The sequence below is a fragment of the Streptacidiphilus fuscans genome (assembly GCF_015690355.1).
In the GTDB taxonomy this organism is placed as follows: Bacteria; Actinomycetota; Actinomycetes; order Streptomycetales; family Streptomycetaceae; genus Streptacidiphilus; species Streptacidiphilus fuscans.
The window spans coordinates 78,318-98,271 of record NZ_JADPRT010000016.1 but is presented as its reverse complement, the minus strand read 5'-3'; the positions used below and the strand labels follow the sequence as shown (position 1 = coordinate 98,271).

Below are 19,954 nucleotides of genomic sequence, written 5' to 3'. Positions count from 1 at the left end.
CGTCAGTAGGCTGCCGACGACCGATTGTCGTTGATCGCGCTGAGGGCATGGAGCACGATGGCTCCATGCCCTCAGATGTTTTTGTGCGTCAGGCGGTACCCGCGGACTACGACCGGATCGTCGCGGTGGCGGACGAGTGGTGGGGTCGCCCGATCACGGCCACCCTGCCCCGGCTCTACCTGGACCACTTCCACGCCACGAGCCGCGTGGCGGAGGGCGCGGACGACGCCCGGCTGGCCGGGTTCTTCGTCGCGTTCCTCTCGCCCTCCCTTCCGGAGGAGGCGTACATCCACTTCGTCGGCGTTGACCCGTCCCAGCGGGGCACCGGTCTGGCGAGCGGCTTCTACCGCGAGTTCTTCGCGTACGCGACGCAGGCGGGCCGCAGCGTGGTCCGCGCGGTCACCTCGCCGCGGAACGAGGGGTCGATCGCGTTCCACAAGGCACTGGGCTTCACGGCCGCGGGGCCGGTGGACGGGTACAACGGGGCGGGCACGAGCCTTGTGCTCTTCGAGCGGGCGCTGGGGTGACCATCTGCTGAAGAGGGGACGTTGCAACTCCCCAGGGGGCGCGAGGAACTGCGCGACAAGCCACCCTGCGCGGGAGAGCCCCGACCTCACAGGGCCATCCGCATGTCAGTGGTTCCTCGCGCAGTTCCCCGCGCCCCTGAGGTGTTGCAACTTCCCTGCGACGAAGTCCTTAAGGCACCAGCGGCGCCTGGGCGTGGCCGCCGCCTGCGCTGCCGCTCGGGTTGGGGAGCGGGGGGCCCGAGGGGGTTGAGGGGGTGGAGGGGTTGGTGGTCGGCGGGGTGTAGGGCGGGGAGGCCGGGGTGGTCGGCGGGGTGGTGCCGCCGCCGGTCGTGCCGCCGGTGGTGGGAGTGGCGCCGGTGTTGCCCGGGGACGGGGTGATCGTCGGGGACGGGGTGGCCGGGGACGTCGGGGTCGGCGCCGTGGTCGGCTGCTGCGTCGGCGCGGTCAGCCAGTTGCCGGTCTGGAGGTCGAACGGCTGGTCCGGCTGGTCGGCCAGGGCCGCCGTCATGTAGTCGGTCCAGATCGCCGTCGGGAAGCTGCCGCCGTTGACGCGGCTGAGGCCGGCGGCGGAGCCCAGCGACTCGCGCGTGCTCGCACCGTGCTGGGCGAACAGGCCGACGGCCGTGGACAGTTGCGGGGTGTAGCCGACGAACCAGGCGGACAGGTTGCTGTCGGTGGTGCCCGTCTTGCCCGCCGCGTCGCGGCCCAGGGCCTGGGCCTTCGCGCCGGTGCCGTTCTGGATGACGCCCTCGAGGACCTGGGTGACCGTGTCGGCGACATTGCGGCTGAACGCCTGCTTCGCGGTGTGGCTCGGCAGGCTCGGGTTCTCACCCAGGTTGGCGTTGGAGATCGACTGCACCGCCCACGGGGTGATCTGCATGCCGTGGTTGGCGAAGGTCGCATACGCGCCCGCCATCTGGACCGCGTTGGGGGACGCGACGCCGATCGACAGCGTCGCCGTGTCCGCGCTCATCGACGGGGTGTCCGCGGGCAGACCGGCGGCGATCGCGGCCTGGCGGACCTGGCTCAGGCCAGCGTCCACCGACAGCTGCGCGAAGACCGAGTTGACCGAGTTGTCCATGGCGTTCTGGACGGAGATCTCGCCGTAGTTGACGTTGTCCTCGTTCGGTGGGGCCCAGGCCGGAATGTTCGGCGGCAGGCCCTGGAGCTGACGGCCGCTGGTGCCGTCGTAGAGGGTGTACGGGGTGATCGGCTGGCCGGACTGGGTGACCGCGTTGTTCTGCAGCGCGGCGGCCAGGTCGAAGGCCTTGAACGTGGAGCCGACCTGGATGTCGGTGCGCAGCGCGTCGTTGTACGGCTGGGACGCGTAGTCCGGGCCGCCGTAGAGCGCGACGATCTTGCCGGTGCCGGGGTCGACCGAGGCGGACGCCGCGCGGACGTCCTTGGCCTTCGAGGTGTTCGGCAGCGCGTTGCTGAGCTCGGTCCGGACCGAACTGACCAGGTTCTTCTGGTCGTTCTTGTCGAAGGTGGTGACGACCTTCCAACCGCCCTGCGCCAGCTGGTCCCTGGTGACGACGTTGTTGCTGACCAGGTAGTTGTCCGCGGCGTCGATCAGGTAACCCGCCTGGCCCGACAGGCCCTTGACCGGGGCGACCGGCTTGACCTTGGGGAACGTGGCCTGGGCGCGTTGCTGCGGCGTCAGATAGCCGAGCTTGGCCATGCCGTCGAGGACGTAGTTCCAGCGGTCCGTCGCGGCCTGCTTGCCGGCCGGGGTCGCGGTGGTCACGTCGTACGCGCTGGGCGCCTGCAGCAGGGCGGCCAGGTAGGCGCTCTGCTCGGCGTTCAACTGCGAGGCGTTGATGCCGTAGTAGGCCTGCGCGGCGGCCTGGATGCCGTACGCGTTGCGGCCGAAGTAGGAGGTGTTGAGGTAGCCCGCGAGGATGTCGCCCTTGCTCTCGGTCTGGTCGACCTTGAGCGAGATGAAGAACTCCTTGACCTTGCGGCTGAGGGTCTGCTGCTGGTTCAGGTAGTAGTTCTTCACGTACTGCTGGGTGATGGTCGAACCGCCCTGCACGCCACGGCCGTTCAGGGTGTCCCAGGCGGCGCGGAGCATGCCGGTGGGGCTGACGCCCTGGTTGGTGTAGAAGGTGCGGTCCTCCGCGGAGACGGCCGCGTGCTGCATCTCCGGCGAGATCTGGTCGAGCGGGACGATGATCCGGTTCATGTCGCCGGTCTGCCCGATCTCCGTCTTGCCGTCGGAGTAGTAGTAGACGTTGGCCTGCGCCACGGCGGCGGCGTTGGCGTTCGGCGGCTCGACCCGCAGGTAGATGCCGACGAAGGCGGCGACGCCGAGGCCGACCAGGCAGAGCAGGCCCACCGCGGACATGCGCCAGGTCGGGATCGCCCGGCGGTACCAGGGCATGGCCCTGCGTCGCGCCCTGCGGGCCGCCTTCTTCGCCCGCCGTCGATCGCGCCCGCTGGCGCCCATGCCGCCTCCTTCGGCCCGGTCCTCAGCCTCCAGCGTGGCGCGGTCCATGGGGTTGGCGAGGCTGTCCGGATCGTCTCTGCGGTCCATGCCTCTGTCGCTCCTGCCCATGCCGTACTGCGCTTCGCCTTCGACCTGCCCGGACCTGCTGTCCTGCAGAACCTCAGGGGCGAGGCCGCTTGCGCTGCCTCGCCCGCTTGATCATTAAACGCCCGAATCGTGGCATTCTCGTCTACTCTGCCGGATCGATCGTGCGGTGGCGAACAAAGATCGCGCCGAAGGGCGTTTTGTGGCGGGCCTGTGACAGTCCTGCGTGCGCCTCGGCTACGCTGTGAGAGCTGGGTCACAGTGGGTTCGAGGACAGTCTGCTCGTCGGACCGTCCGCCGAACCCTTGCTGTGGTCCGGTTGTTCCACAGGAGAACCCACAACCGAAGAGCGTTGGCGAGAGCCCCTTCGTGGCACCCCCCGGGTGCCGGCGAACGGGGCCATTTCGGCGTTCCCGCGCGAATGCGACCACCTCTCGCCATAGCTGCCGACATGTCGACTTTTGACGGGCATGCACGCGACAGTCCACGGCGCCCACCAGGCCGAACGCCACCGAACGCCACTGACCGAGGTCCGACCGACGTCCGACCGCTGAGTTCAACCGCTGAGAGAGGAGTGTGATGTACGCCGCAGTCTGCGCACGCGGTTTCCGGCGCTACTCCACCTACCGCGCCGCCACCTGGGCGCGCGTGACCACCAACACCGTCTTCGGCTTCATCCTCGCCTACACCTACCTCGCCCTCTGGCAGGTCCGCCCCCACCTCGGCGGCTACGACCTGTCGGCGGCGCTCACCTACGTCTGGCTGGGCCAGGCCCTGTTCGCCTTCCTCTGCATGGGCGGCATGGGCGTGCTGGACGACCTGCAGACCCGGATCACCAAGGGCGACATCGCGGTGGACCTGTTCCGCCCGGTCGACCAGCAGGCCTGGTGGCTGGCGGTCGACCTGGGCCGGGGCGGCTACCAACTGCTCGCCAACGGCGTGGTGCCGATGCTGGTCGGCGGCCTCTGCTTCGACCTGCGGCTGCCGCAGGGCGGCCTCGGGCCGACGGTCGCCACCTGGGCGGCCTTCGCCGTCTCCATCGTCCTTGCGCTGCTGGTCAGTTACGCGTTGCGGTTCCTGGTCGCGCTGACCGCCTTCTGGCTGCTCGACGGTCGTGGAGTACAGATGATCTACTACCTGACCTGCAACTTCTTCGGCGGCTTCTTCCTGCCGATCACCCTCTTCCCGGCGCCGCTGGAGGAGCTGGCCCGCGCGCTGCCCTTCGTCTCGCTCTTCCAGGTCCCCGCGGACGTCTTCCTCCAGCGCTACGACGCCGTCGGGACGTTGGCGGCGCTCGGCGTCCAGGCGGCCTGGGCCGTCGTGCTCCTCGGAGTCGGGCGAGTGGTGCAGGCCCGCGCCGTGCGGAAGGTGGTGGTCCAGGGTGGCTGACCTGACGTCAGGCGGGACATCGGGCCCGGCGTCGGGGTTCGCCACCGAGCTCCGGCACGCGGTGCGCAGCTACGGCTGGATCATCGCGATGTGGACGCGTGCGGCCCTGGCGTACCCCGCCTCGTTCTGGATGACCACGGTCGGCAACATGGCCGCGTCCGGCATGGACTTCGTCGTCATCGCCGTGATCTTCCTGCACACCAGCGCACTGGGCGGCTGGACGCTGCCCCAGGTCGCGTTCCTCTACGGCACCTCCGGGCTGACGCTTGGCCTGGCCGACATGCTGGTCGGCAGCATGGACACGCTCGGCGAGCGGGTGCGCGACGGTTCCATGGACACCACGCTGGTCCGGCCTGTCCCGGCGCTGGCACAGCAGGCCGCGGACCGGTTCGCGTTGCGGCGGCTCGGCCGGATCGCGCAGGCGGGCACGGTCCTCACCTGGTCGCTGGTCCACCTCGACCTGGCCTGGAGCCCGGCCAAGGTGCTGGTCTTCGCCTCGCTGGTGGTCTGCGGAACGGTGATCTTCGGCTCGGTCTTCGTCGGCGGCGCGGCGTTCCAGTTCGTCATGGCCGACGCGTCGGAGGTCCAGAGCTCGTTCACCTACGGCGGCATGACGATGCTTCAGTACCCGCCGACCGTCTTCGCCAAGGACCTGGTCCGCGGCACCGTCTTCGGCGTCCCGTTGGCCTTCGTCAACTGGCTGCCCTCGCTCTACCTGCTCGACCGGCCCGACCCGTTGGGGCTGCCCGGGTGGTTCCGCTTCGCCTCGCCGATCGCCGCGCTGCTCAGCGCCGTCGCCGCCGGGCTGCTGTGGCGCGCGGGAGTCCGCGCCTACCGCAGCACCGGAAGTTGATTCAACGTCAGTTGCCGCTCTTGGAAGGGAATTCTCGTGAACGACGTACTGATCGAGGTCGAGGGAGTGACCAAGAGCTTCACCCTGCGCCGTCGCGCGGGCCGGTTCCGGCGTACCAAGGTGCGGGTGGACGCGGTGACCGGGCTGGACTTTCAGGTCCGGCGCGGTGAGATGGTCGGATACATCGGGCCGAACGGCGCCGGGAAGTCGACCACCATCAAGATGCTCACCGGCATCCTGCTGCCCAGCAGCGGCCGGCTGCGGGTCGCGGGCGCCGACCCGATGCGCGAACGCGTGCGCCTGGCCCAGCGGATGGGCGTCGTCTTCGGTCAGCGCACCACGCTGTGGTGGGACCTGCCGCTGCGCGACTCGTACGAACTGGCCCGGCGCATCTACCGGATCCCGGACGCCGACTACCGGCGCAACCTCGACCGCTGCGTCGAACTGCTGGAGCTGGGCGACCTGTTGGACGTGCCCGTGCGCCAGCTCTCGCTCGGCCAGCGGATGCGCGGCGACATCGCGGCGGCTCTGCTGCACCAGCCCGAGGTGCTCTATCTCGACGAACCGACCATCGGCCTGGACGTGGTGAGCAAGCGCCGGGTCCGCGAGTTCCTGGCCCAGGTCAACGCGGAGCAGGGCACGACCGTGCTGCTGACCACCCACGACCTCACCGACATCGAGCAGTTGTGCTCGCGCGTGATGGTGATCGACCACGGGCGGGTCGTCTACGACGGCGACCTCGACGGCCTCCACGACCAGGGCCGCAGCGAGCGCACGCTCGTCGTCGACCTCGACCGCGAGGTCCCGCCGATCGAGCTTCCGGGGACGCGGGTGCTGCGCGTCGAGGGCGCCCGGCAGTGGCTCGCCTTCCCGGCCGCGGCGAGCGCCGCTCCGCTGGTCGCGGACCTGGCCGGCCGTTACGAGCTGCGCGACCTGTCGGTGCGTGAGCCGGAGATCGAGGACGTGATCGCCCGGATGTACGCGGGCGAGGAAGAGGGGGCGGCGGAGCCGGTCGCGGGCTGACCCGGGCTGAGGTGACGGCGAGGGTGGGCCGGTCGGACGACAGGCCCACCCTTGTTTTCACGACAACTAACCTTCTGCGCAGTGAAGATGTTGTGCACTCGGCCCCAGCGGGTGGGCGGGGCCTGCGGCGGCACTAAGAACCGGATAAAGTCCGCATGTTTGAGAGTCAGCTGATATCGCGACCCGCGGATATCGACCGTTCGATGGGGGAAAGTTCCGTGGCCACTCCGCCGCAACCGCCCGGCCCGGGCAACCCGTACGGGCAGCCCGGCCCGTACCAGTCCGCACCGCCCGGCCAGTACGCGCAGCCGAATCCGTACGGTCAGCCCAACCCGTACGGGGAGCAGGTCCCGGCGCAGGCCAACCCCTACGCGCAGCAGGCCGCGCCGCCGCAGGCGCCGCCCTTCCCGCAGCAGGGCGGAGCGCCGATGCCCCCGGCCCCGCCCGCGTACGGCTACCCGCAGCCGGGCGCGCAGCCGGGAGTGGACCCCGGCGGGATGTACGGCGCGCAGCCGATGGCCGGTGACTGGGCCGCCGCCGCGCCGGCGCCGAACGGACTGACCTGCCGCTTCTGCGGTGGCTACCCGGCGATCGACGCCACGGTGCGTGCCCATCGCGGCATGATCGTGGTCATGTTCTTCCGGCGCCTGCCCGGCCCGTTCTGCAAGACCTGTGGCACGGCGGCGATCCGCGACATGTCCGGTCAGACGCTGGTGCAGGGCTGGTGGGGCTACGGCTCGTCGATCATCACGCCGATCACCTTGATCAGGAACCTCCTGATCCACAACAAGCTCAAGGCCCTGCCCGAGCCCGCGCCCAACCCGCCGGGCCCGCCGATGAACCCCGGCAAGCCCCTGATGCAGCGCCCGCAGGCGCTGGGCTTCCTGGTCCCGGTCGTGTCGTTCCTGCTGCTGCTGATCCTCCTGATCGCGGCGGCGGCCAGCAACAACAGCGACACCACCTACACCCCGCCGGTGACCACCCCGACGGTGTCCGCCTCGGACAACCCGACGGACAGTCCGACGGACAGCCCGACCGCCGATCCGTCGACGGGCACGGGCACGGACCCGGCCGGAGCCGCCCAGGTCGGCGACTGCCTCAAGAACAACGGGACCAACACCAACCCGGACATGGCGATCGTCCCCTGCGCCTCGGGCCTCTACCAGGTCGAGAAGCGTCTCAACAACACGACGGACACGACCCAGTGCCCGTCGGACTCGACGGAGAACTACACGTCGTACGGCGCCAACTTCGTTCTCTGCCTGAAGAACTACTCCTGACAGTTCATCACCTCGGTGGGGCGTCGCACGATCGCGTGCGGCGCCCCACCGGCGTTTCTGCCGCGCCCGCCTCAGACCGGCAACGACGTGAGCGCCCGGTGGACCAGGTCGACGGTGGCCAGGGTCGTGGACGCGTGCGCGGAGAACCGGAGTTGGTCGGGGCGCGTGGTGACCACCACGCCGTGCTTGGCCAGGTGCTCACCGACGAGCGGGGCCTGGGTGCGCGGCATGGCGAAGGCGACGATGCCCGCGCGTTCCTGCTCCGCCTCGGGGGAGAGGACGACGCCGCCCGCGCTGCGGACGGTGTCGATCAGCTCGGCCGTGCGCTGGGCGATGTGGGCCTGGATCCGGCCCACGCCCGCCTGCTCGACCAGCTCCAGCGCGGCGGCCAGCGCGCCCGCTGTGATCGGGCTGAGGTTGGTGAGCGAGAAGCGTCCGGCGCCCGGGGCGACCGCGTGCTCCTGGCTGTCGAAGACCCCCGCGTCGACCACGCCCGTCCAGCCGGTCAGCGTCGGTTCGAGCCGTTCCAGGGCGCGGTCGGAGGCGTAGAGGAAGCCCGTCGCCCAGCCCGCGCGCAGCCACTTCTGACCGCCGGTCACCAGCAGGTCCGCCGCTGACCAGGGCAGGTCGACCACACCCATGCCCTGCATCGCGTCGACGATCAGCAGCCGGTCCGGGCCGATCACCTCGCGGATGCCGGCCAGGTCGGCGCGGTAGCCGGTGCGGTAGTCCACCGCGGAGAGCGAGACGGCCACCGTCTCGGGCGTCAGCGCCTGCCGGACCAGCTCCGGCGTGATCCGGCCGAAGCCGTCCGGCTCCAGCGAGACGGGCTGGACCCGCCCCAGGCGAGCCGCACGCAGCCACGGGTAGGCGTTGGACGGGAACTCCCGGGCGGGGACCAGAACGGTGCCGTGCGGCAGCCCGAACGCGGCGTGGAACAGGCCGGTGCTCGCGTTCGGCAGCAGCGCCACCGCGTCCACGTCGACGCCGCCCAGCAGCCGCGCCGCCGCCTGACGGGCGCGCAGCTCCTGCCGCATCAGCTCGTCCACGGTGTCCGAGCCGGCGTGGGCGCTCTGTTCCATCAGCCGCTGCGTCGTGTCCAGCACGTCCCGGGAGGGCGGCCCGAAGCGGCCGAAGTCGAGATAGCCGGTCGGCTCCGCGAAATGCTCGCCGTAGCCGGAGAGCCCGGCGGTCGAGGGGGCGGCGCCGGGAGGCGGCGTGACGGAACTGCTGGACGACATCGTGGATCTCTCCGGCGGTTCGACCGTTTTGCTGGCGGGCGGGTGACACTTGCTGGGTGGATACGCTCCCGATGAAGCCGAAAGACGCGTCCGACGCGCAAGCCGACCGTATGCCAGGCGGGGCGGGCGCGGTGCGCTACACCGCCTCCGACGAGGTGAAACGGCGTGGCGTTCGGCGGATGAAGACCATCGCCACGGGGTTCCTGGTGGTGGCGACGGTGATCTACATCGTGACCACCTGGGCGCTGCGTTCCGGGGCCGGTTCGTGGGTCGGCTACGTCCAGGCCGCCGCCGAGGCGGGCATGGTCGGCGCGCTGGCGGACTGGTTCGCCGTGACGGCGCTGTTCAAGCATCCGCTCGGCCTGCCGATCCCGCACACCGCGATCATCCCGACCAAGAAGGACGCCTTCGGGGTCAGTCTCGGCACCTTCGTGGGGGAGAACTTCCTCTCCGTCGAGGTGGTCCGGGGCAGGCTCGCGGCGCTCGGCGTCGGCAGGCGGGTGGGGCAGTGGCTGTCCGCGCCCGGCAGCGCGGAGAAGGTCACCCGGGAGGCCTCGGCCGCGCTGCGGGGCGCGCTGGCGGTGCTGCGGGACGAGGACGTCCAGGCGGTCGTCGGCGAGGCGGTCACCCGCCGCGCCACCGCCCAGCCGATCGCCCAGCCGCTCGGGAGGATGCTGGCGCGCATCGTGGAGGAGGGCGGACACCGCGGGGTGGTCGACCTGTGCGTGATCCGCGCCCACGACTGGCTGGTCGAGCACCGCGAGCAGGTCGTCCGGACCATCTCCGAGGAGGCCCCGGGCTGGACGCCCAAGTTCATCGACAACCAGATCGGTGTCCGCGTCTACAAGGAGCTGCTGCGCTTCGCCACCGAGGTCCGCGACGACCCCGGCCATGCGGCGCGCGGCGCGGTCGACAGCTTCCTCTCCGACTTCGCGGAGGAGCTGCGCGACGACCCGGAGACCATCGGCCGGATCGAGCGCGCCAAGGCGGACCTGCTGGCCCGCCCCGAGGTCCAGGACCTGATCGCGTCGGCGTGGAGCGCGGTCCGCGGCATGGTCCTGGAGGCGGCGGAGGACGAGAACAGCCAACTCCGGGTGCGCATGCGCAACGGCATCCGCAGCTTCGGCGCGCGCCTGGCGGCCGACGAGCGGCTGCAGGCCAAGGTCGACCGCTGGCTGGAGGACGCGGCGGAGTACGTCGTCGACACCTACCGCGGCGAGATCACCTCGCTGATCTCCGAGACGGTCGCGGGCTGGGACGCCAACGACGCCTCCCGCAAGATCGAGGCGAACGTGGGACGCGACCTGCAGTTCATCCGCATCAACGGCACGGTGGTCGGCGCGATCGCGGGGCTGCTGATCCACACGGTGTCGGTGCTGGTGTGAGGGCTGACCTGATGAGCCGTCAGTGGCCCACCCAGCGCCACTTGCCGCCTTGGCGCATGTTGTGCATGTCCGTCCGGTCGATGTCCCGGAACCGCCAGGTGAACCCGTCCTTCTTACGCGGCTTCTCGGGGCGGTCCGCGAGCCAGGTGGACCGCCCGTAACGGTCCACCTGCTGGTAGGGCTCGCGCGGCAGCCGCTCCTGGCCGGAGAGCAGATGGCGGGCCAGCTCCTCGGGGTCCTCGACCAGCAGGTGCGGTGCCGTGGCCTGCCAGAGGCCGATCTCGGATCCGTGCAGGCTCAACACCGCCTTGGAGAACGGGCTCCCGGCCAGCCAGACCCGTCCGGAGGGCCGAGGCAGCTTCGCGTTGCTCCCGAAGGGGAGCGGCTGAGGATCGAGATACATCTCGCTGATCGCCCGCCCGGAGCCGAGGTCGATCAGCTGCATCACATCCGTCTTCTCCCACTCGACGAGTCGGAGCCCGCAGAAGTCCATCGTCGGGACTCGGTCCCAGCGACCCACCCGGTACCCGAACTCCCGCCAGGGGCAGTGCTGCAGCAGCAGTTCGTAGGCCTCCGCGTAACGGCGCTTCTCCTTCAGCTTCGACGTCTTGCGCTTTTCGAGCTCGGCGCGCACCGCAGGGTTGTCGAGGGTGTTGGGCGAGACGAACTGCTGCATGCAAGAACTCCAGATCTAGCCGAGCGCTGACAGGATGCTGCTGGTGTCGGGCTCGGGGGGTGGTGCCTCGAAGCTGACCGAAGCCGCGAACTGGGCGAGCATCACCCGGAATTGGGGGCCCTGGTCGAGGAAAGGCGTGGCGAACTCGATCGCTGCGAGAAGGTCCCCGTCCGGGGACGGGACCAGCGCCTCCATCGTGAACAGGGGCGAGGTCGCTGAAGGGTCGTCGTTCTCGGGCATCGGCAGCCGGCGGACTCCTTCGAGGAAGAGCACCGGGTTGCCGAGGAGGTCGACCAACTCCGCGTCGCCGTCCTCCAACGACGCAGGGTCGACGCGCTTCGCCATCTCGCCGAGCAACTGCTTCGGGTCACCGCTCGCGTTGGTGGAGTGAAGCGAGACGACAAGTGTCGAACTGACCAGGGTGCCGTCCACGGGGGAGATGTGCTGCCCCAACCCGCAGTAGCTGGCTCCTCGTTCGCTCAGTTCGAGCAGCAGGAACTCCAACAGGTCCGCTGTAGGCGCCACGAGCTCCCGTAGTGGTTCCGGAGCGAACTCGGCGACAATTGCCGCCGCACGCTCCAGGGTGCCGCTTACGTCTGTCAGCGGCAGGGCTGTGTAACCCTCCGGAAGGTTGACCCAGATCTGCCGGGACTCGTCCGAGACCGGGCGGGAGCCGCCCAGCAGTGCGTCGATGCGGCTCACGCGGTGGCTCCCTGGCTGTTGTTCGAAGAGTCGCCCGAGCCCGTGATGGTCTTGTAGATCTCGGTGACGGCCTTCTTGCCCTGGTTCACCTTCGTCGCGAAGAGTTCGGCGCTGTCAGTGGTCACCTTTGCGGCGACCTTCTGCACCAGTGGGTTCTTCGCCATCTGCTTGCCGGTGAAGCTCGCGGTCTGAATCGCGTCATGGGCGATGTCGGAGAACTTCGACGAGAGCTTGACTCCCTCCTCCAGTCCCTTCGCACCCTTGGTGATCCGGGCTGCCGCCCCGATTCCCGGGATGACGCTGATCACGTCGGTGGCCACGCTCAGCCCTGCTTCGAGGTTCTGCTTGGTGAAGTGCCCGGTCAGCAGTCCCCCGATCGCGTCGCGGGTCTTCGGGTTCGCCAGGTCCGTCGCCAGCGCGCCCGCGCCAGCAGTCAGGGCGATGGCACCGGCCACCACGTCGATCGGCGGGGGCGTGCAGAGGGCGATCAGGCCGGCGACCGCCGAGATGTCGGACAGGATCGTGTGGATCAGGTCCAGGTGGGACGAGACCCAGTGGCCCACCGCGCTCAGGCCGCTGGTGAAGCCGTTCCACATCTGGCTGAACATGCCCGGCTTGTGCGGGGCCAGGTCGTGGGCCGCGTGTTCCAGCTGCTGGGCGTAGCGGTGGCACAACGCCTGGTGCTCGGAGGAGAGTTCCTGCGCGCGCTTGAGGATCGACTGCAGCTCTTCCTCGGCGTTGTTGACCGACGAGGTCGCCTGCGACAGGGCCTGCTGGGCCGCGTCGTACTCGGCCTGGGCCTCTTCCAGCATCTGCCGGTTGGCGTACTCACGGCCCACCAGGGAGAGGTTCGGGTTGGCCTCGGCCTGCTTCAGTTCGGCGTTGGCCTGCTGCACCTTCGCCTGCGCCGACGCCGCCTCGGCGTCGAGCTGGGCGGCGGTGTCCTTGAAGCCGACCAGGTCGCCGTGCCAGTCGGTCAGGACGGTGACCGCGGCCTCCAGGGAGGTCTGGGCGGTCTGCAGACGCTTCGTCAGTTCGCTGTCCACGTGCCCGCGGAACGCGTCGGCCGCCTGGCCCTGCCACAGTTCGCTGCCCGCCTGCTCGACCTGGCCGAGCAGCGCGCCGGACTCCTTGAGCGACGACGTGGCCTGCGTCAGCGCCGCCGTGACGGACGCGACGTCGGCGGGGACGCCGGGGACCGGGTTGAAGCCGAGGTGCGGGTATTCCTGGTGCATCGCCACGAGGACGCCGCTCACTTTGCACCACCCCCCGCGGCGGGAGTCGCGCCCGGCTGCATGACGCCGGTGTTGGGCGCCAGCTGGTCGATCTGCGCGCCCAGCGGCTGCACCTCCTGGGAGCTGACCTGGTTCAGCGCCTGGCTGAGCGCGTCCTCCATCTGCTGGTAGCCCGACTTCGCCTGCTTGAGGCCGTCGTCGGTGTCCTTGAGGCTCTGCTTGAGCTGGCCCAGCCCGTACTGCCAGGTGCTCTGGAAGTCCTGTGTGGCCCGGTTGAGTTCGTCCGTGCCGATCTGGTCGCCGTCCGCGCCGCCGGTCATCATGCGCAGCGCGGCGTCCATCTGGTCCCCGGCCTGCTGCAGTGCGGAGGTCATCCGCCCCAGGGTGTCGAGATCCACCCGATAGAAGTTCGCCACTGTTCCCCTGTTCCCCCGATCCGGGCCGCGCCCGGAGCGTTTCAGTGTCGCCGCCACGCTATCCCACCCCGTGAGAGGCTGTGACCGGTCTGTCCGCCCGGTGCGGATGAGTCATGAAATGGAAGGAAGCAGCATGTCGATGCGGGCGTTCGTCGCCGGTCTGCCCAAGGCGGAGCTGCATGTGCACCATGTCGGCTCGGCGTCCCCGCATGTCGTGGCCGGGCTGGCCGCGCGGTACGAGGGGCGCACCGACGTGCCCGCGGACCCGGCGGCGCTGGCCGAGTACTTCGAGTTCACCGACTTCGCGCACTTCATCGAGGTCTACCTCTCCGTGGTGGACCTGATCCGCGACGCGGAGGACGTGCGGGCGCTGACCTACGGCGTGGCCGAGGACATGGTCCGGCAGAACATCCGCTACGCCGAGCTGACGGTCACTCCCTACAGCTCCGTCAAGCGCGGCATCCCGGGCGAGGCGTTCATGGAGGCCATCGAGGACGCCAGACACGCGGCCGAGCGCGATCTCGGGATCGTGCTGCGCTGGTGCTTCGACATCCCCGGCGAGGCCGGGCTGGAGTCCGCCGAGGTGACCGAGAAGCTGGCGCTCGGGCTGCGCCCGGACGGGCTGGTCAGCTTCGGGCTGGGCGGGCCGGAGATCGGCGTGCCGCGGCCGCAGTTCCAGCCGTTCTTCGACCGGGCCCGCGCGGCCGGTCTGCACAGCGTCCCCCACGCGGGCGAGAGCACCGGACCGGAGACGGTCTGGGACGCCCTGCGCCACCTGGGCGCGGAGCGCATCGGCCACGGGACGCAGTCCGTCAAGGACCCGGCCCTCATCGACTACCTGGGCGAGCACCGGATCCCGCTGGAGGTCTGCCCGACGTCCAACATCGCCACCCGCGTGGTCGAGCGGATGGAGGACCACCCGATCCGGCAGATGGTCGACGCGGGGCTGGTCGTCACCGTCAACAGCGACGACCCGCCGATGTTCGGCACCGACCTCAACCGCGAGTACGAGGTGGTCGCCGACCTGCTCGGACTGGACGAGGCCGGGGTCGCGGAGCTGGCCCGGCAGGCGGTGCGCTCCTCGTTCCAGGACGAGGCCGGCAAGGCCCGACTGCTGGACGACATCGACACGCATCTGGCGGCCTGGCGCGCCCAGGCGTAGCCTGACGCACCGTCAGGAAAGCACGGGGCACGGGAAACGCACCAAGGGTTCGCTCGAGGGGGTGCGCATGGGACCGCGGTGGTTGTGGGGACTGCGCCGCGGTCTCATCCTCTTCGGCGAACTGGCCGTCACCTTCGGGCTGGTGCTGGTGCTGCTGGCCACCTACGAGCTGTGGTGGACCAACCACACCGCCGACGCCAACGCCGCGCAGACGGTCGCCCAGCTGGAGCAGCAGTGGGACGCGGAGGCCAACGCCCAGGCCTCGGCGGCGCCGTCCGGGGTCGCGTCCGGGTCCGCCTCGCCGAGCCCGTCCGGCACTGCCTCCGCCTCGCCCCGCGGCGGGGCCGCCCTGGCGGGAGGTGCGACCGGCGGGTCGGGCTCGGGCGGCTGGGTCAGCAGCGGGTACGGCATCAACAGCATGGTCCGCGACCTGCCCGCCTTCGCGGTGATCCGGATCCCGGTGCTCGGCCTGGTCTTCCCGGTCGCCGAGGGCGTCGACAAGTACGCGGTGCTCAACCACGGCTACATCGGCCACTACCCGGGCACGGCCATGCCCGGCCAGCCCGGCAACTTCGCGGTGGCCGGGCACCGCAACACCCACGGGCAGCCGTTCCGCTACCTGGACCAGGTGCACGTGGGCGACGTCGTCATCGTCGAGGTCCAGGGCTGGGACTACGTCTACCGGATCGACTCGGTCCTGCCGCAGACCGAGGCGTCCGACGGCACGGTGATCCTGCCCGAGCCGTACAGCTCGGTGCACCCCTCCGCGCAGTACGGCTACCGCACGCCCGGCCACTACATCACGCTGACCACCTGCACCCCGGCGTTCACCTCGCTCTACCGGATGGTGCTCTGGGGCCATCTCGTCGGGCAGCAACCCCGTCCGGCTACCGTGGGAGGGTGAGCCCACCACCCTCGCAGGCCCCGCGCCTGCCGCACTCCCCGGGCGCGCCCGTCCGCGCCGGCATCCCGGAGCACGGTCGGATGCCCAAGTACTACCTCGCCAAGGCCCAACTGTCGGATCTGCTGACCGAGTTGGGTGAGGGAGCGACGCTGCCCGCCGAGCGCGAGCTGGCCGAGCGCTACGGCGTGGCCCGCGAGACGCTCCGGCTCGCCCTGCGCGAGCTGCTGCTGGAGGGCCGGGTCCGCCGCCAGGGGCGCGGCACCGTCGTCGCCGGTCCCAAGATCGAGCAGCCGCTCTCGCTCGGCAGCTACACCGAGGGCGTCCGCCGCCGCGGCCACGTGCCGGGACGTGCTCTGATCGGCCTGGAGCGGTTCGCCGCCGACGCCGAGGCGGCGCGTGAACTCGGCGTCGAGCGCGGCGACTTCGTCTGGCATCTGGAGCGCGTGCTGCTGGTCGACGACGAGCGGGTCGGCCTGGAGTCGACCTACGCCCCGACGGCGCTGCTGCCGCGGATGGACCAGGACTTCGACCCGAACGGCTCCTTCTACGCCTACGCGCAGGAGGCGGGCGGTCTGTTCTCCGGCGGGGGTGAGGAGCGGATCGAGACGGTGCTGGCCACCCCGCGCGAGGCGCTGCTGATCGGCACGCCTCCGGCGCTGCCCATGTTGCTGCTGCACCGCCGTAGTTGGGACCCGGACGGCCGCCCGTTCGAGCGGGTCCGCACGCTCTACCGAGGCGACCGCTTCAGCTTCTGGACGGAGCTCAAGGCCGAGCGCTGAGCCGCGCTGAGGCCCCCGCTCTCCGGTTGTGTGAGGAGAAGAACAGGCGGGAACGGTCACGAGAAGATAACGGGTCTAGTCCAAACGTGCCGTTCCTGTTCATGCTGGATTCACCGGGAAGGTCCCGTCGCGCAACCGGGGAGATCGAAGGTCGACGACGTGAAGGTCATCGTTGTGGGAGCAGGAGCGCTGGGAACGATGCATGCCTGGCATGCGATCCAGCGCGGTCATGAGGTCGTCCATCTCGAGCGGGAGGAGCAGTCGCGCGGCGCGTCCGTGCGCAACTTCGGCCTGGTCTGGGTGAGCGGTCGGTCCGTCGGCGCGGAACTGGACACCGCGCTGCGTGCCCGGGAGCTGTGGGAGTCCATAGCCGCGGAGGTGCCCGACGTGGGCTTCCGCGCCTCCGGCTCGCTGACGGTCGTCCGCACCGACGCCGAACTGGCCGTCGCGGAGGAGGTCGTGGCCCGTCCCGACGCCGCCCTCCGCGGCTGGGAGCTGCTCGACGCGGACGCCACCCGGGCCCTCAACCCGGCCCTCGGCGGCAAGCTGCTCGGCGCGCTGTGGTCGTCCACCGACGCCCAGGTCGAGCCGCGCGTCACCCAGCTCGCCCTCCAGGACCACCTGCGCGCCACCGGCCGCTACACCTTCCTCGGTGGGCGCGAGGTCCGCGAGGTCGTCGGCGAGAACGCCGTCCGTGACGACCGCGGCGAGCTGCACACCGGCGACGCCGTGGTGCTCTGCACCGGCGCCTGGCTCGGCGGCATGGTCCGCGAGTTGGCCCCGGAGCTTCCGGTGCGCCGGGTCCGGCTGCAGATGATGCAGACCGACCCGCTGGACGAGGTGCTCACCACCTCGGTCGCCGACGGCGACTCCTTCCGCTACTACCCCGCCTACCAGGGCCCGGCCCTGACCGAGCTGAACGCCGCTCAGGCCCAGGACCCGATCGCCGCCGAGCACCGGATGCAGCTGCTGATGGTCCAGCGCCGCGACGGCTCGCTGACCATCGGCGACACCCACGAGTACGACCAGCCCTTCGGCTTCGACGTCGACGAGGACCCCTACGCCTACCTCCAGGGCGTCGTCGAGGACCTGCTCGGCCGCCCGCTGCCGCGGATCCGCCGCCGCTGGGCGGGCGTGTACGCGCAGTGCGTGGACACCACCCGCGTGGTGCACCGCGAGCGCGTCCGCGAGGGCGTCTGGCTGGTGACCGGCCCCGGTGGCCGTGGCATGACCTGCTCGCCCGCGATCGGCGAGGACACTGTGAACGAGATGGGACTCTGACGGACCATGACCGAGACGACTGACACGACCGTCACCACTGACACGACCCCGACCAAGGTGAAGCTGGTCGTCCTGGACATGGCCGGGACCACCGTCCACGACGGCGGCCTGGTCGAGTTGGCCTTCGAGGCGGCGGCGAGCGAGCTCGGCGTCGAGCCGGGCAGCGAGCGCCACGACGCGATGCTCGCCGACGTCCGCGCCACTATGGGCGAGAGCAAGATCACTGTCTTCCGTCGCCTCTTCGGCGAGGAGGAGCTGGCGCAGCGCGCCAACGTCGCCTTCGAGGCCGCCTACGAGCGGATGGTCGGCGAGGGCCACGTCGTGGCGATCCCCGGTGCCGAGGACGCCATCAAGCAGCTCCGCGCCGCCGGCGTCGCCGTCGTGCTGACCACCGGCTTCTCCGGCCCGACGCAGCAGGCCATCATCGCCGCCCTGGGCTGGGAGAACCTGGTCGACCTGGCCCTCTGCCCGGCCGACGCCGGCCGCGGCCGCCCCTACCCGGACCTGGCCTTGGCCGCGTTCCTGCGCACCGCCGCCGCCGACAGCGTCGCGGAGATGGCCGTCATCGGCGACACCGGCTACGACATGCAGTGCGGCGTGCGCTCCGGCGCGAGCGTGGTGGCGGGCGTCCTCACCGGCGCCCACCTGGCGGAGCGGCTGCGCGCCGACGGCGCGACCGTGGTGCTGAACAGCGTCGCCGACCTGCCCGCGCTGGTGCTCTGACGCTCCGCCGCGAAATCGCGCCTCCACGTCCGCGTACTGTCCTGCCTGCTGGGACGGTGCGCGGACGTGCTGCTGCGCGGACTAGGCTGGGTGGCGGTCGGGGCAGACTACGCATTCACCGGATCAGCGATCACATGAGTGGAGAAACGGTCGTGGCTCAGAGCAACTCCGCCGCCGAGGCGAACCCCGTCGAGCGCAAGCCGATCGAGTCGTGGCTGACCGACATGGACGGCGTTCTGGTCCACGAGGGAACGATCATCCCCGGAGCGGACGACTTCATCCGTCGTCTGCGGGAGTCCGGCAAGCCGTTCCTGGTGCTGACCAACAACTCCATCTACACCCCGCGCGACCTGCACGCCCGCCTCGCCGGCATGGGCCTGGACGTCCCGGAGGAGTGCATCTGGACCTCCGCCCTGGCCACCGCGAAGTTCCTGGCGGGCCAGCGCCCCGGTGGCACCGCGTACGTCATCGGCGAGGCGGGCCTCACCACCGCGCTGCACCAGGTCGGCTACGTGCTCACCGACTCCAACCCGGACTACGTCGTCCTCGGCGAGACCCGCACCTACAGCTTCGAGGCGCTGACCAAGGCGATCCGCCTGATCAACGCGGGCGCGCGGTTCATCTGCACCAACCCGGACGAGACCGGCCCCTCGACCGAGGGCGTGCTGCCGGCCACCGGCTCCGTCGCAGCGCTGATCACCAAGGCGACGGGCGTGGAGCCGTACTTCGTGGGCAAGCCCAACCCGCTGATGATGCGTGAGGCGCTGAACGCACTGAACGCCCACTCCGAGTCGACGGCCATGATCGGCGACCGGATGGACACCGACATCAAGTCGGGCATGGAGGCGGGGCTGAAGACCTTCCTCGTCCTGAGCGGGCTGACCTCGCTGGACGAGGTGGAGCGGTTCCCTTACCGCCCGTCGCGGGTGGTGAAGTCCGTCTCGGAGCTCATCGACCTGATCTGATCCGGTCTGATCTGATCCGGACCCGAGGGCCCGAACGGGTGTCGGGATGTTTGAACAGTCGGGCGATCGTCATATTTCTAACGGTCAGTCAGTGAATATCTGACGGGCCGAAAGGAACCCCCGATGGCAGCCATCCTGCGGACCGCGTTCGCGTGTGCCGCGCTGCTGTTGCCGGTCGCGGCACACGCCGCGGTCGCGGGGGAGCCCGGGGGTGGTGACGCCGGCGGGACGGCCCTGGTCACCGTCGGGGAGAGCGTCGCGCCCGGCGGCACGCTGCGGATCGCGCCTCCCACCGTGCTGCAGACGCTGACCGTCGACCCCGCGGAGACACGGCCCGGCGGGACCGTCGATCTGCGGACCTTCGCCGACTGCGGCGGGGTCGCCACCGGCCAGGTCAGCTCACCGGCCTTCGCCGCACCCGTCGGGCTCGCGCTCGCCGCCGACGGCGGGCTCTACGCGGAGGCCAGGATCGCGCCCGATGCCGCGCCCGGCACCTACCTGGTGCACGAGGTCTGCTCCGGACGCCCGGTCGCCGCCGGGCAGGTGGCGGTCGCTCGGCTCGGCGCGCCCGCGACGGGCGGCGGCTGGGGCGCGTCGGCGAAGAGCAGGCTGCGGGACATGCCGAGGACGTCCTCGGCCGCGTCCTGGTCCTCCTCCACCACCTCCGCAGACGTCGCCGGGTCCGCTTCGGGGACAGGTCTGGGGACGTTCGGGGACGGCGCGGTCGGGATCCTGCTGACGGCCGGGGCCGTGTACAGCGTCGTGGTGCTTCGACGAAGGGTGACGAGTGCGGATGCCTGAACCCAGCAAGCGCCGTTCCGGGCGAACGGCGAAGGGTCGTCGCCAGGCGCGCCCGCCCCGTCCGCCCGGTCCACCCCGT

Annotated in this window: 19 protein-coding genes; 13 read left to right on the top strand and 6 right to left on the bottom strand. The window is 70.6% G+C overall.

Annotation, left to right across the window (positions count from 1 at the left end; genetic code table 11):
• The first annotated feature begins 65 nt into the window (after positions 1 to 65).
• On the top strand, positions 66 to 527 hold the full coding sequence (locus tag I2501_RS30770; RefSeq protein WP_196197582.1) for a GNAT family N-acetyltransferase: 462 nt from the start codon (positions 66 to 68) through the stop codon (positions 525 to 527).
• Positions 528 to 696: 169 nt separating this feature from the next.
• Here I2501_RS30770 and I2501_RS30765 read toward each other — a convergent pair whose 3' ends face one another.
• Positions 697 to 3,063 carry a transglycosylase domain-containing protein gene (locus I2501_RS30765; protein WP_196197581.1) on the bottom strand — a complete coding sequence of 789 codons (2,367 nt, stop codon included), beginning with the start codon at positions 3,061 to 3,063 and terminating at the stop codon, positions 697 to 699.
• A 576-nt stretch (positions 3,064 to 3,639) separates the two neighbouring features.
• Between I2501_RS30765 and I2501_RS30760 the strand changes: the two genes are divergently transcribed.
• The 4 genes from I2501_RS30760 to I2501_RS30745 all read left to right on the top strand — a co-directional run bounded on the left by I2501_RS30760 (position 3,640) and on the right by I2501_RS30745 (position 7,605).
• Entirely contained in the window at positions 3,640 to 4,449 is an 810-nt protein-coding gene (locus tag I2501_RS30760; protein WP_196197580.1) for an ABC transporter permease, read from the top strand.
• Position 4,450: 1 nt separating this feature from the next.
• Positions 4,451 to 5,302: an ABC transporter permease gene (locus I2501_RS30755; RefSeq protein WP_236047598.1), complete on the top strand. Its 852-nt coding sequence runs from the start codon at positions 4,451 to 4,453 to the stop codon at positions 5,300 to 5,302.
• A 36-nt stretch (positions 5,303 to 5,338) separates the two neighbouring features.
• The gene (locus I2501_RS30750; RefSeq protein WP_328806763.1) at positions 5,339 to 6,325 is read left to right on the top strand and encodes an ABC transporter ATP-binding protein; all 987 of its coding nucleotides are present in this window, start codon (positions 5,339 to 5,341) and stop codon (positions 6,323 to 6,325) included.
• A 218-nt stretch (positions 6,326 to 6,543) separates the two neighbouring features.
• A complete protein-coding gene (locus I2501_RS30745) occupies positions 6,544 to 7,605 on the top strand; it encodes an LppU/SCO3897 family protein (protein WP_196197579.1) in 1,062 nt (353 codons plus the stop codon).
• Positions 7,606 to 7,676: 71 nt separating this feature from the next.
• Here the strand turns inward: I2501_RS30745 and I2501_RS30740 are convergent, their stop codons facing one another.
• Positions 7,677 to 8,846, bottom strand: a complete 1,170-nt coding sequence (locus I2501_RS30740) for an aminotransferase class V-fold PLP-dependent enzyme (RefSeq protein ID WP_196197578.1) — start codon at positions 8,844 to 8,846, stop codon at positions 7,677 to 7,679.
• A gap of 71 nt (positions 8,847 to 8,917) precedes the next feature.
• Between I2501_RS30740 and I2501_RS30735 the strand changes: the two genes are divergently transcribed.
• Positions 8,918 to 10,231, top strand: a complete 1,314-nt coding sequence (locus I2501_RS30735) for a DUF445 domain-containing protein (protein ID WP_196197577.1) — start codon at positions 8,918 to 8,920, stop codon at positions 10,229 to 10,231.
• A 19-nt stretch (positions 10,232 to 10,250) separates the two neighbouring features.
• Here I2501_RS30735 and I2501_RS30730 read toward each other — a convergent pair whose 3' ends face one another.
• The 4 genes from I2501_RS30730 to I2501_RS30715 are packed head-to-tail and all read right to left on the bottom strand — an operon-like array spanning position 10,251 to position 13,218.
• The gene (locus I2501_RS30730; protein WP_196197576.1) at positions 10,251 to 10,907 is read right to left on the bottom strand and encodes a Clp protease/crotonase-like domain-containing protein; all 657 of its coding nucleotides are present in this window, start codon (positions 10,905 to 10,907) and stop codon (positions 10,251 to 10,253) included.
• A 15-nt stretch (positions 10,908 to 10,922) separates the two neighbouring features.
• Entirely contained in the window at positions 10,923 to 11,609 is a 687-nt protein-coding gene (locus tag I2501_RS30725; RefSeq protein ID WP_196197575.1) for a hypothetical protein, read from the bottom strand.
• The gene (locus I2501_RS30720) at positions 11,606 to 12,865 is read right to left on the bottom strand and encodes a putative T7SS-secreted protein (protein WP_196197574.1); all 1,260 of its coding nucleotides are present in this window, start codon (positions 12,863 to 12,865) and stop codon (positions 11,606 to 11,608) included. Before I2501_RS30720 ends, I2501_RS30725 begins: the two co-directional genes overlap by 4 nt.
• Positions 12,862 to 13,218 (bottom strand): hypothetical protein, encoded by a 357-nt coding sequence (locus tag I2501_RS30715; protein WP_196197573.1) that lies wholly within the window; start codon positions 13,216 to 13,218, stop codon positions 12,862 to 12,864. The genes I2501_RS30720 and I2501_RS30715 overlap by 4 nt, the downstream gene beginning before the upstream one ends.
• 160 nt (positions 13,219 to 13,378) lie before the next feature.
• Between I2501_RS30715 and I2501_RS30710 the strand changes: the two genes are divergently transcribed.
• The 7 genes from I2501_RS30710 to I2501_RS30680 all read left to right on the top strand — a co-directional run bounded on the left by I2501_RS30710 (position 13,379) and on the right by I2501_RS30680 (position 19,875).
• Positions 13,379 to 14,422 (top strand): adenosine deaminase, encoded by a 1,044-nt coding sequence (locus I2501_RS30710; RefSeq protein ID WP_196197572.1) that lies wholly within the window; start codon positions 13,379 to 13,381, stop codon positions 14,420 to 14,422.
• 67 nt (positions 14,423 to 14,489) lie between these two features.
• Positions 14,490 to 15,326 carry a class E sortase gene (locus tag I2501_RS30705; RefSeq protein WP_196197571.1) on the top strand — a complete coding sequence of 279 codons (837 nt, stop codon included), beginning with the start codon at positions 14,490 to 14,492 and terminating at the stop codon, positions 15,324 to 15,326.
• A complete protein-coding gene (locus tag I2501_RS30700; RefSeq protein ID WP_328806762.1) occupies positions 15,323 to 16,105 on the top strand; it encodes a GntR family transcriptional regulator in 783 nt (260 codons plus the stop codon). The genes I2501_RS30705 and I2501_RS30700 overlap by 4 nt, the downstream gene beginning before the upstream one ends.
• 159 nt (positions 16,106 to 16,264) lie before the next feature.
• Complete coding sequence (locus I2501_RS30695) at positions 16,265 to 17,386, top strand: TIGR03364 family FAD-dependent oxidoreductase (protein ID WP_196197570.1); 1,122 nt, start codon at positions 16,265 to 16,267, stop codon at positions 17,384 to 17,386.
• 6 nt (positions 17,387 to 17,392) lie between these two features.
• Positions 17,393 to 18,109 (top strand): phosphonatase-like hydrolase, encoded by a 717-nt coding sequence (locus I2501_RS30690; protein WP_196197569.1) that lies wholly within the window; start codon positions 17,393 to 17,395, stop codon positions 18,107 to 18,109.
• A gap of 224 nt (positions 18,110 to 18,333) precedes the next feature.
• Positions 18,334 to 19,074 carry an HAD-IIA family hydrolase gene (locus tag I2501_RS30685; RefSeq protein ID WP_236047592.1) on the top strand — a complete coding sequence of 247 codons (741 nt, stop codon included), beginning with the start codon at positions 18,334 to 18,336 and terminating at the stop codon, positions 19,072 to 19,074.
• Between the two features lie 123 nt (positions 19,075 to 19,197).
• Positions 19,198 to 19,875, top strand: coding sequence for a hypothetical protein (locus I2501_RS30680; protein ID WP_196197567.1), 678 nt, complete (start codon positions 19,198 to 19,200; stop codon positions 19,873 to 19,875).
• The last annotated feature ends 79 nt before the right edge of the window (positions 19,876 to 19,954 follow it).

Coding starts and splice junctions, on each gene's coding strand:
- I2501_RS30685 (WP_236047592.1), top strand. CDS start 18,334: ATGGACGGCGTTCTGGTCCACGAGGGAACGATCATCCCCGGAGCGGAC.
- I2501_RS30690 (WP_196197569.1), top strand. CDS start 17,393: ATGACCGAGACGACTGACACGACCGTCACCACTGACACGACCCCGACC.
- I2501_RS30740 (WP_196197578.1), bottom strand. CDS start 8,846: ATGTCGTCCAGCAGTTCCGTCACGCCGCCTCCCGGCGCCGCCCCCTCG.
- I2501_RS30765 (WP_196197581.1), bottom strand. CDS start 3,063: ATGGACCGCAGAGACGATCCGGACAGCCTCGCCAACCCCATGGACCGC.
- I2501_RS30705 (WP_196197571.1), top strand. CDS start 14,490: ATGGGACCGCGGTGGTTGTGGGGACTGCGCCGCGGTCTCATCCTCTTC.
- I2501_RS30680 (WP_196197567.1), top strand. CDS start 19,198: ATGGCAGCCATCCTGCGGACCGCGTTCGCGTGTGCCGCGCTGCTGTTG.
- I2501_RS30710 (WP_196197572.1), top strand. CDS start 13,379: ATGGAAGGAAGCAGCATGTCGATGCGGGCGTTCGTCGCCGGTCTGCCC.
- I2501_RS30770 (WP_196197582.1), top strand. CDS start 66: ATGCCCTCAGATGTTTTTGTGCGTCAGGCGGTACCCGCGGACTACGAC.
- I2501_RS30735 (WP_196197577.1), top strand. CDS start 8,918: ATGAAGCCGAAAGACGCGTCCGACGCGCAAGCCGACCGTATGCCAGGC.
- I2501_RS30730 (WP_196197576.1), bottom strand. CDS start 10,907: ATGCAGCAGTTCGTCTCGCCCAACACCCTCGACAACCCTGCGGTGCGC.
- I2501_RS30760 (WP_196197580.1), top strand. CDS start 3,640: ATGTACGCCGCAGTCTGCGCACGCGGTTTCCGGCGCTACTCCACCTAC.
- I2501_RS30715 (WP_196197573.1), bottom strand. CDS start 13,218: ATGACCTCCGCACTGCAGCAGGCCGGGGACCAGATGGACGCCGCGCTG.